This window comes from Microcoleus sp. MOSTC5, from assembly GCF_036701825.1.
GTDB lineage: Bacteria > Cyanobacteriota > Cyanobacteriia > Cyanobacteriales > Microcoleaceae > Microcoleus > Microcoleus asticus.
Genome location: NZ_JAUBRK010000036.1, coordinates 69,534 through 82,965 on the forward strand (window position 1 = coordinate 69,534; position 13,432 = coordinate 82,965).

Consider the following 13,432-nt stretch of genomic DNA (forward strand, 5'->3'; position numbering starts at 1 on the left):
TGTTGGAGATGTCTAACGAACCCAAATGTATTACTCCGTCCCCATCAATCTTTCGCGAGCACTCAACAAAGCACCTGCACCAGTCAGATAAGCATTAATCATCTTGGCTTTGACCGAATTGTTGCCCCTGGGGATGCAACATTCGTTGGTAAAAAATTTCCAATTTGATTCGCAAAGTTGGTCAAATGCTACGGAAATTGTTAAAGTCAGCGACCTTGCCGTGTGATACCAGCCACAGGGAATAAAGAGCGTTTCACCGGCTGAGATGGTAATAGTTATTGGCGTAGCTTCAGCCAAAAGCGGATATTTTTTTAAGTCGGGATTGTGATGGTTCTCAATCTCAGATAGCCAAGGAGAACCTGGTTTTGGGTAAAGATACTTTTGCTGCTCCGGCGGAAAAATTGTAAATTCTTTTTCCCCGTACAGTTGATTGATATACGCATAAAGCCCGAGAAAATCGTAGTGCAAATAAGGAAATTCTCCGCCCGGCCCGCCGAAGAATATTTCTAAGTCGTACAAATCATTTAGCAGCATCTTCGGGATTAAGCTGCTGTGCGTGCGATCGGGTGTGGCAATACTCGGTCTGGGAGAAATATCAGGTTCTAAATCGGCAAAATCTTTGCGAACATTTAGTTTGAAGGGATAGGGAGCCGGATTCTCTTTTGTGGAATTCTTGAGCAAATCGAACAATTTGTTGAGCGTGTAAATTTTACCACCTATTTCAATTTCTCGATCGCCAAATCTTTCTTGAAAATACTCCGGCGTAAATTTCGTTTTGGCAGGCCAATCTTTTGATAAATCCGTGAAAATAACTGGTTTGCCGGGATTGCGGTACTCCCTGACAAATTCCCCGTGAGTCAGACCTGTGCGGCGGTCTACTTGAATAGTTTTTGCTGTTTGGAGCATTTTGATTTTCCTGTGTTGGTTAGTTGAAATTTATTGCCGATTTGAAGAGATTTATCCTGTTCGTGGGGCGGGTTTGCGAGATTGTTGGTCTGAGGTAATTATTGTTGGTCAAACCCGCCCCTACAGGTAGATTGAGATTTACCGTTGGGTGGGGGCGGGTTTGCGAGATTATTTGTCTTACCCATAGATGGTTTGTAAAACCCGCCCCTACAGAATTTAATTACCAACCCTAACCGTCAATTTGATAAACTATCTCCTACTTGTAAATGTTTTCCTGGACGCTCTGGATCTGCGATATACCAAGCTGGATTGCCATTGGGATCTCGTCCTAATTTGGCACCGGGTACAGGAGAATTGCTTGCGAAAACTGTTGAGGATTTCGATCCATTTGTATTGCCATTTTTGTGGAAATCGATCGCCGGAACAGTCCCGCCAGAAGGAGCGGCAAAAAATCCGGCTGACTGCAATTCGGCAATGCTGTTTTTAAATGCTTCCTTGGCAAAAGCAATATCTGCGTCGGAATGCGCTAGCGTCAGAAAACACGGGCGGTGATCCCAAATGTGAATTCCTTTTTCCCGCAGGGAGTAAAACAGCAGTTCTCCATGAGTAAAATCTTGGGGGTAAGTGATTTTGAACAGGGAACCAAAGTTTTTAACTGTGAAAGGTGCTTGCTCTCGATCGAACATGGCGTTCAATTCTGCAACGAATTTGTCGGTTTTGGCATTGAGTTCGCGCTGCAATGAAGGCCCGCCCCGTTTCAAATATTCTAGGGATGCCTTGGCGGCTGCTAAAGTCAGGGGATGGCGCACAAAAGTCCCTGCAAAATAAGTGACGCCTACTTCCGGGAACGAGTCGTCGCCGAACTGCCAAAAACCGCCGTCTAAAGCGTCCATCCAGGCGGATTTGCCCGCGATTACCCCGATCGACATCCCGCCGCCGACAACTTTGCCGTAGGTGCCGATATCCGCTTGTACGCCGAAATATTCTTGGGCGCCGCCCGGTGCAACTCGGAATCCGGTAATCACTTCGTCCATAATGAAGGCGCAACCGGCTTGCTCGGTAATCCGGCGCACTTCGTGGAGGAATTCTCGCGGTTGCCAGTCGGGACGGCGGCTTTGTACCGGTTCTACCATGATGGCTGCAAACTCGCCCGCCCGCGCTTTGAGGATTTCCAGGGATTCGGGTTCGCCGTAGTCGAGGATCAGGGTATTGTCAACAGCGGATTGAGGAATGCCCGGTGCTGCGGGGAGCGATCGCAGTTTTTTGGTGCCGCGCACGATCACTTCGTCAAAAATTCCGTGATAGTCTCCGGTAAACATGACGATCGTACTGTTGCCCGTGACGGTGCGGGCCAGGCGCATTGCGCCCAAAACTGCCTCAGAACCCGTGTTGCAGAAGGCGGCGCGATCGTGTTTTGTCATCTCGCACACGAGCTCGGCAACTTCCCCGGCTAGCGGTGTTTGCGGGCCGATTTCATACCCGCGCTGCATTTGAGCTGCGATCGCTTCTGTAATAAATGCAGGCGAATATCCGAAAAAGTTCGACCCGAAACCGTTGGTTAAATCTACATACTCGTTACCGTCTTCATCCCAAAGTTTAGAACCGGACGATCGCCCCACCACGATCGGATAAACCAACTCTTTCATCGTCCGGTTAAACCCCGAAACTACCCGCGGATCGGCGAGGTGGTGGCGGTGTGTCTGAGTGTACTGTTTGGATTTCTGAGTCCGCGCCGTATATCGCTTGACAAATGTTTCTAAATATGCTGATCGCGACGGAGTTAATCCGTCGCGATCGGATGTGTCGATGCGGGCGGCGGCACCGAACACCTTTTTTGGTTCTGCTGTTGGTTCTGCTGTGGGTGCTGCTGTTGGTGCTGCTGTTGGTGCGATCGCGCTGCCGTTAGTCTGGGATTGCGGGGTATTTTGAGTTGGTGCCGGCGGCTGTGGCATAACTTGACCGTTAGTTGTCGGTGCCGGCTGTGCGGGAACCAAACCAGCGCCGCCCAACAGTTCTAGTTGTCGCGACATAATTTGCAACTGCTGCCCGATCAGGTATTCGAGATTGCCAGACTGTACGGGATTCAACATTTGAGGCCCAGGGCTGGGTAAAGGCTGATTTACAGGGGCGCTGACTGCAACGGGAGTGGCAATGGGCGCAGGAGGTGCTGCTGTCGGTGCGATCGCCGGTGCGGGTGCTGGTGCGGGCGCGGCTTGTTGGACGGCAGGAGTTGCAGGCAAAACCTCCGGCGGCAGAGCACCATCGATAAATTCAGATAAAGTGCCGAGAGTGGGGAAAGTTTCTAATAGCTGGCGAAAGGTAATTTTGATGCTAAATTCTTTTTGCAAATTCAGCGCTACTTGAGTTAAAGATAGAGAATCTAAACCCATTTCTAGGAAAGTCAAGTCCTCATCAACACTGCCTAAATCCTCGCCAGAAGTTTCTTCTAGGATGTTTTTAATTACAGGGATAAGTCTGTATTTGCGCGCTGCTTGTTTGGTTTCAACCTGTGAATTTGGCATCTGTAAGTGGGAATTGGTAGTTGGTAATTGGGAATTGGAAATTGGTAATTGAGGAACGGGCAATTCCTCCACTATTTCACTCTTGCCCTCTGACACTTTTGGTTCTATCCAGAAGCGTTTGCTCTCGAAGGGATAAGTCGGCAAGGGAAGGCGATCGCGCGTTTCCTCCTGATAAAAGCTCTGCCAGTCGATCGATACTCCGCAAAGCCAAAGCTGTCCGGCTGCACTCAACAAAGCCGCCCATTCAGTTTGATTTTCAGGGCTGTCGCCGAGGGAAGAAATGGCAACTTGTTTTTTCAAATCTTTGGCTTGTTTGCGAGCTAAAGTAGCAGCCGTTGTTCTCGGCCCGACTTCCAAAAGTATCCGGTTCGGATCTTGCCAAAGCTCTTTGATCCCGTCGGCAAAACGCACTGTTGCCCGCAAATGCCGCGCCCAATACATCGGATCTGTTGCTTGTTCCGCTGTTATCCAACTAGCAGTTACAGTAGAAACAAATGGGATAGTTGGCGCTGACAACTGCACTTTTTTGACATATTCGGCGAAAGGTTCGACGATCGAATCCACCATCGGCGAATGAAAAGCGTGGGAAGTGTGCAGTTGTTTGCAGACAACGCTTTCGCTTTCTAGTTGCTGCTGAAAAAGTGCGATAGCCTCCGTCGGCCCGGAAACCACGCACAAATCCGGCGCATTCACCGCAGCCACTGCCAAATCCGCACTCAAGCGCCCTTCTACTTCGGCAGCCGGCAACCGCACCGACAGCATCGAACCCCCCGGCAAATCTTGCATCAAGCGCCCCCTCGCTGCCACCAGCATCAAGGCATCCTCAAGGGAAAACACGCCTGCGATAGTTGCCGCCACAAATTCGCCGATGCTGTGCCCGATCGCACCTTGGGGAGTGACGCCCCAACTCTGCCACAGCTTGGAAAGCGCGTATTCTACGGTAAATATCGCAGGCTGAGTCAAGAAAGTTTGGCGGAGGGATTCGGCGGCTGCGGCTTCATCGCTGCCGGGATACAGGACTTTCCGCAAATCTCGGCCGAGGTGCGGTTGCAAAATTTCGGCGCAGCGATCGACTGTTTCGCGGAATAAAGGCTCGGATTCGTACAAATTCAAGCCCATATTGACGTATTGCGACCCTTGTCCCGGAAACATGAAGATTACTGCCGGATTTCTCGATTCGGTGCAGCGGGTTGCTGTACGCAGCGGCGGCAGGGATTCGAGTACCTGCACGGCATCGGCGCGATCGCTGCAAACGGCGAAACGGCGGTAATTGAAGGCTTGCCGCCCGGTTTGCAGGGTGTAAGCAGCATCGGCGAGATCGATCTCCGGGTTTTGGGCGAGGTGCGATCGCAAATTTGCGGTAGCTGCGTCCAAAGCAGATGGAGTTTTCGCCGACAGCAGCAGTAACTGCCGCGGGCGAGAAGGACTTGACGGTTCCAGCGCGGGCGCTTCTTCGAGGACAACGTGAGCGTTGGTGCCGCCAACGCCAAACGAACTGACACCCGCTCTTCTGGGCGTTTTGCCGGCTTTCCATTCCGAGAGTTCGGCGTTGACGTAGAAGGGGCTGTTGGCAAAATCAATGGCTGGATTCGGTTGCTCGAAGTGCAGAGTGGCGGGTATTTGCTGGTGTTTGAGGGCTAAAGCTGTTTTGATCAGCCCTGTGACTCCCGCCGCGGCGATCGTGTGTCCGAAGTTGCTTTTGACTGAGCCGATCGCGCAAAATTGTTTGGCTGCGGTTTTCAGAGCAAAAGCCTGAGTCAGCGCTTCTATTTCGATCGGATCGCCCAGGGGGGTTGCCGTGCCGTGGGTTTCGACGTAGGATATGGTTTCGGGATTCACGTCTGCCATCGCGTGCGCCATCGCGATCGCGTCTGCTTGCCCGTCTACGCTTGGTGCCGCAAAGCTGACTTTGGCTGCGCCGTCGTTATTCAAGCCGACTCCGCGAATTACGGCATAGATTGTATCTCTGTCGGCGATCGCTTCTTCCAAACGCTTGAGTACAACTGCCCCGGCAGCGTTGCCGAACACGGTTCCTTCAGCCTTGGCGTCGAAAGGTTTGCAGTGTCCGTCGCTGGAGAACATCCCCCCTTCTTGATACAAATAACCGCTATTTTGGGGCACCGTAATTGATATCCCGCCGGCCAGGGCTAAATCGCATTGATAGCTCATCAAAGCATAAAAAGCTTGACAAACTGCAACTAATGATGTAGAACAAGCGGTATGCACGCTGACGCTCGGCCCCTTGAGATTCAGCTTGTAAGATGTGCGGGTAGCAATGTAGTCTTTTTCATTGGCTACCATCACCTGAAACTCGCCCGCGCGGGAAATTACATCCGATCGTCCGGCGATGTTGTTGGGAAAATAAGTATTGTTACCCGTGCCAGCGTACACTCCGATCGAGCCGTTGAAGGTATTCGGATCGCAGCCTGCATTTTCTAAGGCAGCCCAAGCTATTTCTAAAAAAACGCGCTGCTGGGGGTCTGTAATTTCGGCTTCGCGGGTACTCACGCCGAAAAATGCTGCGTCAAAGCGATCGGCACCGTCAAGAATTCCTCTAGCTTTGACGTAATTCGGAGCCTGTCTGAGATTGGGGTCAATACTGGGGTCTAGTTCGGCGTCGCCGAACAACGTTGTAGACTCCACCCCGCCGCACAAATTCTGCCACAATTCACCGACACTGGCAGCGCCGGGAAAGCGGCCCGCCATGCCAATAATCGCAATGCCGTCAAGTTCTGAGTTTTCCTGCGAATTTGTCATAAGTTAGGGTTTTTTGGTAGATTGCTTTTGCCGTTTAAAAGCAGCTTTTTGCCGATCGGCCCTGTCTTGAAATTTGTTGTTAGATGGGCTTGCAGTCTGTCCCTGATTTAAATAATTTGCCAATTGGGCGATCGTCGGGTGCTGGAACAATTTCACAACCGGTAAGTCTTTAGCTAGCAGATCCCGGACTTGGACTGCAACTTGCAGCGTCATCAAAGAATTGCCTCCTATCTCGAAGAAATTGTCGTGAATGCCGACGCGATCGAGCTTCAGCAGCTTAGACCAAACACCCGCCAGCAAAAGCTCCAACTCGCTTTGCGGTGCAGCGTAACTCTGCGACAGTTCTTGTCGCTGCGAGTCAGGTGCCGGCAGGGCGCGGCGGTCAATTTTCCCGCTGGGCGTCTTCGGCATCGCCTCAACATTCACAAACACCGCAGGCACCATGTAATCTGGGAGTTGCCCTTGCAGGTAAGGGCGGAGGTCGGCTATTGCCAATTGCTCCTCTGGATTCGCAACTATGTATGCAACCAGTCGTTTGTCCCCCGGTGCGTCTTCCCGCGCCAGCACCACAGCTTGTTTGACGGCGCGATGTTTTGCCAGTGCGGTTTCGATTTCTCCCAACTCTATGCGGAAGCCGCGAATTTTGACTTGGCCGTCAATCCGCCCGATGTACTCGATGTTACCGTCGGGCAGGTAGCGAGCTAAATCTCCTGTTTTGTAAAGACGATCTTCTTCATCCTCGATCGTGAGTCTTTTATTTTGTCGAAAAGGGTTGGGAATAAATTTTTCAGCAGTCAAGTCCGGGCGGTTGAGATAACCCCGCGCTAAACAAATGCCCCCGATGTATAGTTCTCCCGCTACTCCTAAAGGTATAGGCTCACCATCTTTTTGTAACAGATATATCTGCGTGTTGGCAATAGGGCGGCCGATTGGAGGCAGTGCTGGCCAATCTCCGGGCGGGCCTGCGAGGGTATAAGCGGTTACAACGTGGCTCTCGGAGGGGCCGTATTGATTGTGCAGGGTACAATTTTCTAGCTGCTGAAAGAAACTGGCTATGTAACGGTTGACTTGCAACTGTTCGCCGGCGGTGACTACTTCGCGCAGCGATTTGGGCAGTAGCTGATAGGTGTCGGCTGCTTCGGCTAAGTGTTGCAGGGCGATAAAAGGGAGAAATAGTCTTTGAATCTTTTGTTTGTCGATTAGCTGCAACAAACTCTGGGCATCTCGCCGGATTTCTTCTGTGATGAAAACGAGGGTGCCGCCGGCACACCAAGTACAGAACATTTCTTGAAACGAGACATCGAAGCTGAGAGATGCAAATTGCAGGGTTTTGGCTGCGCCTTCAAGGGTCGAGTTTTGCAGTTGCCACGCAATTAGGTTGACTAAGGCGCGGTGCGGGAGGGGAACTCCTTTGGGTTTACCGGTGGAACCTGATGTATATATTGTATAAGTTAAATTTTGGGGAGAGACGGTGCTAGCTGGGTTATCCGTGCTGTGACTGCTGATTGTTTCCCAGTCTGCGTCCAAGCAAACGGCGCGGGCTTGATGTGCGGGCAGCCCCGATACTAAGTGAGATTGAGTGAGGATAACGGGAGCTTGGGTGTCGGCTAACATGAAGGTCAGCCGTTCTTGGGGGTAGGCTGGATCGAGGGGAACGTAAGCTGCGCCTGCTTTGAGAACGCCTAAAACGGCGATCGCAATTTCTAAGGAACGTTCCATGCAAATAGCTACTAAAACATCGGGCCCGACGCCTAATTGCTGCAAGTAATGGGCTAGTTGATTGGCTTTGGAATTGAGTTCCAGGTAGGTGAGTTGCTGTTGGAGATTTTGGGAAAAAATGGCGGCAATGGCATCGGGCGATCGATCGACTTGTGCTTCAAATAATTGGTGAACGCATTTATCTTGGGGATAATTTGCTTGAGTTTGGTTCCACTCTTGCAACTGAGCAAGTTCGGCTGCTGTCAGCATTGACAATTTGCTGATTTTCTGCTGGGGATTCGCGGCTATACTTTCTAGCAAAGTTTGCAGGTGTCCCAACATTCGGGTAATGGCGATCGGATCGAACCGCTGGCGATCGCCCGCAATTTTTAGCAGCAGTTCGGTACCCCCGTATGCGTAAACTGTTAGGGGAAAACTTGTCTGTTCTAAAAGCTGAAATTCTCGGTTTTGCCAGTTGCCGCCCAGAGCTTGCAAGGCAGAGTTAATGTGATATTTTTCAACCACTAGCAGGCTTTCAAATAAAGCTGTGCCGCGGGAAATCTCGCTCCATTCTTGAGTTTTTGCCAGCGGCACGTTCCCGTATTCTTGAAATGCCGTCCACTGAGTGTGCAGTTGTTTGAGCCAGTCGATCGCTGGTAAATCGGGAGATACAATTACCCGAAATGGCAAAGTATTTATGAATAATCCTACCGCTGATTCTGCGTTTTCTAGATTCTGCGATCTGCTGTTGCAAATAGTTCCAAATACTACATCTTCAGAACCGGAACAGCGGCTCAAAAGTAAAGCCCACGCTCCTTGCAGCAGGGTATTTAGGGTTAGTTGGTGTTCTTGAATTAGGGAGTTTAAGGCTGCGGTTACGGTGCTAGAAAGCCGGATTGCTGGTTCTGCTGATAAATTTTCTGTTGGTGTCAGGAACAGGCCAGATGCCTGTTCCACAACTGATGAATTTGCTGGTGGGACGGGCATCTTGCCCGCCCTTGAAAAATCCCCAACCAGAGGGGTAGGAGCGCTGAAACCGCTTAAGTATTGTTTCCAGAATATTTCTGCTTTCGAGATGTCTGGCTGCTGCCTCCACTCGATGCAATCTCGATCGCAGCGGGGCGGTTGTAATTCTAATGGTCGATCGGCACACAGAGATTCGTACAAGGTAAAAACTTCTTGCAAAACCACGATTGCCGAGGTACTGTCAAGCAAAATGTGGTGATAAGTCCAGATGAGTTTGTAATCGGTTTCCGACCAGCGGAACCAAGCCAAACGCATCAGCGGAGGTTGAGTGAGGTCAAAGCCTTGCAGGCGATCGGCTTGCAAATAGGTTTCGAGTTGGTTGGTGCGATCGCCCTCCGACAAATTGCGCCAGTCTTGCTCAACACTTGGGAGTTCAACTTGTTGATGTACCATTTGCAGGGGAACTTCTTTACCTGACCAAGAAAAGCTGGTTCTCAAGATGGGATGCCGCTGCACTATTTGCTGCCAAGCTTTGATGAAAGCTGAAACATTCAAATTTTCCCGAATACTACAGATCGCTTGTTCGATGTCTATCCCTGATTGTTGACCCGAAAGGCTGTCGAACAACATCCCTTGTTGTATCGGTGAAAGTTGATAGGAAGATTCACTATCAGTAGTTGCGGATTGCGGGCGATCGTCTGCTGGCAATGACATATTTATATGTAAGTATTGATGGAAAAGACTTGTGAGCAACTGTAGCCGGATTTTTAAGGCTTTTTTTAAGTAACTATTTATCCCCAATCACCGTAAAATCACGGTAAAATTATCGCTAGCGTGCATCTGAATGTTTGGTTTTTGGAGGTGCAATATTTTATCGGCTCAGCCGATGCTAACTCAAACTCTACCGCCCTGTAAAGTATTTATGATACATTTTACGGGTAGCGCCGCCAAAGAGCATTTCCCGTTCAGCAACCGTGTAATTCCACAGCCTGTAAATATTAAAATTGCTTAATATTCTGTTGACGATCGACTTTCTTCTCTCAAGAATAACTAAAGCCTTCAACATCTGCTATAACAGGCTGACATCCGCACTCAACAGCAATGATTTGCATCCTGTCTGCTGGCAATCGCTGCGCTAGATTAGCTACAGCCAACCTCAACCTTTAAAGAAAGCTATGGGGTATTTGATTGGTGCGATCGTCCTCGGAATGTTAATTTTGGCTGGATTCGATATCGCGCATACCATCCGCAACAGGGAAGTGAATCGCTCCGAAATCAACAAAAAAATTCAAGCTGAAATGGTCAAAGAGACATATTGCTGTCAATTTTTTGATTTTGAATAACCACAGAAAGTATAAAATATCGTTCTGACGCACCGTTTATTGGCTGGTGCGTCAGCGAAAGGGTTCGTCAGATTAGAGATTTTCAAGTAGTATGAAAAAGCGAATTCTGACGCACCATTTATATCATGTCCGGTAAATTAGTTATAATTTGTCATTGCGAGCGGAACGCACGCAGTGAAGCGAAGCAATTGCCACCATCTGAGATTGCGACACGATCGCGAACAATGACAAGTGATTAGCCGAACATGATATTATCGAGCGGTGCATCAGCTTGGAGATTGTTAGTTTGTGGCGCAAATAATGTGAATTGACGCACCCTAGTTATTCGAGTATTTAATGAATGGAAAATACAATTTAAAATTTTCCATTCATTTATCGTTATTACCCCTTAGCCTCAACCCAAATCGTCATCCCCTCAACCCTCAAACCTTTGCCGCGAGTGCCGCAATATTGACCGTTAGCAGTAACAGGAGTATCGCCTACATTCTGAATGTGAGCCGTATAAAATACGTCGTATTTATCAGCTTGCGGCCCAGTCAGCCGCGCGGCAAATCCCTCAATGCGCTTCGCTTTGCCCCGGAAGCCAGCTAGCTCGCCTTCCGATATCCAAGCAGTGTCGCCAACTCCTTCAACGTGAGCCATGTACTGCAAATTTAAACCGGCAACGGGAGGCTCTATTTTAATTTGAAATCCTTCCACGCGGCGGCCTTGAGCGCGTGTGCCGGCATATTCTCGATCGCTAAAAGTTCGATCGCCAATTCCTTGAATGTGCGCCAACACTTTTAAACCTACAGGCGCCGCTTTTTGGGAACTCGCAGACGGCGCGATCCAAACTTTGATGCCCTCGATTCTCAAAGCTTTGCCGCGAGTGCCGCAATATTCGCCGTTGGAGGACACATCGGTGTCGCCGATATTCTGAATGTGAGCGCTATAAAATACGTCGTACTTATCAGCTTGCGGCCCGCTCAACCGCACTGCAAATCCTTCAATTCGTTTCGCTTGACCCCGAAAACCAGCCAATTCTCCTTCGCTGAGCCAAGGAGTATCGCCAACACCTTCGACGTGAGCCATGTACTCGACATTTAAGCCGGGAATTGGAGGATCGATATTAATTTGAAATCCTTCGACGCGGCGCCCTTGAGCTTTAGTACCCGCGTATTCTTGAGCACCGAAAGTTCGATCGCCAATTCCCTGAATGTGCGCCAAAACTTTGATTCCCAAAGCGCCCTCTACAGGAGCCTGTTGAATGTTGCGAGGTGCGCCAAAAACAATGTTCCCGGAGCCGGTTGTCTGGAGGGACTGAGGTACTTCGACGCTGGGAACGATAATCACCTCGTGCATGGGGGCCGAAGGTGCGGGGGATTCCAAAATCTGGATCTGTGGCGCAACTGCAACTTGTTTCGGCGCAACATTTCCCGACGGAATGATAATCACTTCGGGTAAGGGTTGAGCGCTGATTTTTGGTTCTGGCGCTGCTTTCAATGCGGGTTCGACTTTAGCAGGTGCTGCTTTTACCATCTCAGCAATGGTTAATTTGCCTCTGGAAATGGCGACGGCTATTTGTTTGCCAAAAGCGGCGCTGACTGTTTCTTCGAGGATGACCCACTGTTCGTCGTCTAATTTGTCTTGCTGTTCCACCAGGGCGAGCACTGCTGAAACTGGGTGCTTGCCGCTGACTAAAGATTCAGCGTCGGAATGCAGTTGAGTTGGGGTTGATTCGGAAATAGCGCGGTGCAGTTCGCGGGCTTTGGCATGAACTGATTGTAAGGGCGCGAAGTCGCTTTGTTCGCGGTGGGCGATCGCCAATACTCGATCGATAACTTTCAAAGCTGCGTCGCGAATTTCTGCTTTACCTTCGGAAGCTGCTACAGTCTCGACTAAGTTTTGAATGTCTTTGAGGGAAGCAATTTCCCCCGGCGCGATCGTGGATTTGTTGAGTTCGAGAGCTTGTTTTTGGACTGTGGCAAAGTTGCGGCTGTAGGCGGCTACTTCTTGCAGCAAGCTGTCAGAGGGAGGAAGGCCCGAGTCTTGCAGTTGTTTGGCTGCTTGGGAGAGGCGATCGGCCAAATTAGCATAAGTTTCCGATAGTCGGGCTATTTGTTGTAGCAAATCTTTATGAGCTGGTTCCATATGTCTTGCCGTAAATATTTAACTTGCTGATTATAGACGTTGAGCGTCTTCTGAAGGTACAAGGCAGTAGTCATTAGTCATTAGTCATTAGTCATTAGCCATTAGTCCGAGGGAAGAAGAAAAATGCTCCCACTGTGACACTCCCCCACTCGGACACTCTCCGACTCCACCACCCGGACACCCGGGCATTCTCGGACTCCCCCGTCCCCCACTCCTCCTTTGGCATCCCCCGCGTGATCGCCGTCACATCCGTGCAAATACTTAGTCACACTCTGCTACTCCGGCTGTCACGACCGACCCTTAAAAATGTCACACCAATCGAGCAATAGCCGTCACTGCCGATTCGCTTAAAACCGTTGATACTGAAACTTCAAGCAATAAAACCCAGAAGTGTTATGGTACTGATTCGCGACCTCGCCCAACAAGCTCTGACCCTAGGCTATCTCACTATTGAAGCCGAAAATCAACTGCGGCGGATGTTAACTACTACCAAGTATGAGCTGGAAGACTTAAATGCTTTTATGGCTCTGCAACTAGCAGCTATGTCCGGAGGAGTGAAACAAGAGTCTCGCGAGCTGAGACAATTTGAAATGTTTGGCGAGACAGCCTCTAAAACTTCCTGTTAGTAATTAGTTGGCTTTTGATGGGTGCAAATTTAGTAAGGGACATTTCGATCGTGCAGATTCGTGAAGTTGTAAAACAAGCTATTGCCGCTGGATATCTTAGTCTGGAAGCGGAAAATGAAATGCAGCAGGTTTTTTCGTCAGCTAAGTGTGATTTGGAAGATTTGAATGCTTTTATGAGCTTGCAGTTAGCTGCGATGGCGGGTCGCGTGAGGCAAGAGTCCTTGGAATCGATAAGAGTGTCAAATTTTCAGGAAATAAATTAATCAACTTTATTCAATCATCTGACGCGATAAATATTAATTTATCTGCCAAGAACAGGTTTATATGATAATTAAATGGTGCTCAGCTTTATCCTAAATTCATTAATTTTAAAAATTTTGCTAAGTGGGTTCGATCGGTATCGATCGAAACTGGGGGGGTGACGACCCGCCCCAAACCCATATTTAGTAAGGATTGAGCCAATTTGTGGTAAAAAAAGATAGGC

At 49.6% G+C, this 13,432-nt stretch carries 9 protein-coding genes; 3 read left to right on the top strand and 6 right to left on the bottom strand.

Annotated features, from left to right (window positions below; translation table 11 throughout):
- Positions 1-30 precede the first annotated feature (30 nt).
- From QUA54_RS20275 to QUA54_RS20290, 4 genes are all read right to left on the bottom strand, one after another.
- Positions 31-906, bottom strand: coding sequence for a cupin-like domain-containing protein (locus QUA54_RS20275; protein ID WP_172191813.1), 876 nt, complete (start codon positions 904-906; stop codon positions 31-33).
- Between the two features lie 236 nt (positions 907-1,142).
- Positions 1,143-6,185: an aminotransferase class III-fold pyridoxal phosphate-dependent enzyme gene (locus QUA54_RS20280; RefSeq protein ID WP_333416039.1), complete on the bottom strand. Its 5,043-nt coding sequence runs from the start codon at positions 6,183-6,185 to the stop codon at positions 1,143-1,145.
- A 3-nt stretch (positions 6,186-6,188) separates the two neighbouring features.
- Positions 6,189-9,563: an amino acid adenylation domain-containing protein gene (locus QUA54_RS20285; protein ID WP_333416040.1), complete on the bottom strand. Its 3,375-nt coding sequence runs from the start codon at positions 9,561-9,563 to the stop codon at positions 6,189-6,191.
- A gap of 187 nt (positions 9,564-9,750) precedes the next feature.
- Positions 9,751-9,915, bottom strand: a complete 165-nt coding sequence (locus tag QUA54_RS20290) for a hypothetical protein (protein WP_333416041.1) — start codon at positions 9,913-9,915, stop codon at positions 9,751-9,753.
- 109 nt (positions 9,916-10,024) lie between these two features.
- Between QUA54_RS20290 and QUA54_RS20295 the strand changes: the two genes are divergently transcribed.
- Positions 10,025-10,192, top strand: coding sequence for a hypothetical protein (locus QUA54_RS20295; protein WP_333416042.1), 168 nt, complete (start codon positions 10,025-10,027; stop codon positions 10,190-10,192).
- A gap of 381 nt (positions 10,193-10,573) precedes the next feature.
- Here QUA54_RS20295 and QUA54_RS20300 read toward each other — a convergent pair whose 3' ends face one another.
- On the bottom strand, positions 10,574-12,322 hold the full coding sequence (locus QUA54_RS20300) for a hypothetical protein (protein ID WP_333416043.1): 1,749 nt from the start codon (positions 12,320-12,322) through the stop codon (positions 10,574-10,576).
- Between the two features lie 101 nt (positions 12,323-12,423).
- Positions 12,424-12,591 (bottom strand): hypothetical protein, encoded by a 168-nt coding sequence (locus QUA54_RS20305; RefSeq protein ID WP_333197869.1) that lies wholly within the window; start codon positions 12,589-12,591, stop codon positions 12,424-12,426.
- 126 nt (positions 12,592-12,717) lie between these two features.
- Here QUA54_RS20305 and QUA54_RS20310 point away from each other — a divergent pair, with 126 nt between their 5' ends.
- Together QUA54_RS20310 and QUA54_RS20315 are read left to right on the top strand one after the other, a co-directional pair.
- Complete coding sequence (locus tag QUA54_RS20310; RefSeq protein WP_333189990.1) at positions 12,718-12,948, top strand: hypothetical protein; 231 nt, start codon at positions 12,718-12,720, stop codon at positions 12,946-12,948.
- A 17-nt stretch (positions 12,949-12,965) separates the two neighbouring features.
- Positions 12,966-13,211 (top strand): hypothetical protein, encoded by a 246-nt coding sequence (locus QUA54_RS20315; protein ID WP_445242690.1) that lies wholly within the window; start codon positions 12,966-12,968, stop codon positions 13,209-13,211.
- Positions 13,212-13,432: the final 221 nt, after the last annotated feature.